Source organism: Bacillus sp. AFS002410 (genome assembly GCF_002556365.1).
GTDB lineage: Bacteria > Bacillota > Bacilli > Bacillales > Bacillaceae_G > Gottfriedia.
On sequence record NZ_NUEU01000058.1, the window covers coordinates 1 to 307 of the forward strand.

The 307-nt window shown below is 53.7% G+C and carries 3 tRNA genes; all 3 read left to right on the forward strand.

Annotated features, from left to right (window positions below):
* Positions 1 to 22: 22 nt before the first annotated feature.
* The 3 genes from CN692_RS19205 (at position 23) to CN692_RS19215 (ending at position 272) form a co-directional block, all read left to right on the forward strand.
* Positions 23 to 95, forward strand: a tRNA-Thr gene (locus CN692_RS19205).
* Between the two features lie 16 nt (positions 96 to 111).
* A tRNA-Glu gene (locus tag CN692_RS19210) sits at positions 112 to 186 on the forward strand.
* 10 nt (positions 187 to 196) lie between these two features.
* Positions 197 to 272 (forward strand) — tRNA-Val (locus CN692_RS19215).
* Positions 273 to 307 lie beyond the last annotated feature (35 nt).

Here is a 307-nt window from a genome sequence, read left to right on the forward strand (position 1 = left end):
TACCTGCGGAGCCATTTTTAATGCTTCCATAGCTCAGCAGGCAGAGTACTTCCATGGTAAGGAAGAGGTCACCGGTTCGAGCCCGGTTGGAAGCTTGGGAAAAGTTGTAATGGCCCGTTGGTCAAGCGGTTAAGACACCGCCCTTTCACGGCGGTAACACGGGTTCGAGTCCCGTACGGGTCACCATTTATATTACGGAGGATTAGCTCAGCTGGGAGAGCACCTGCCTTACAAGCAGGGGGTCGGCGGTTCGAGCCCGTCATCCTCCACCATCTAATTTAATAAATACCGGAGGGGTAGCGAAGTG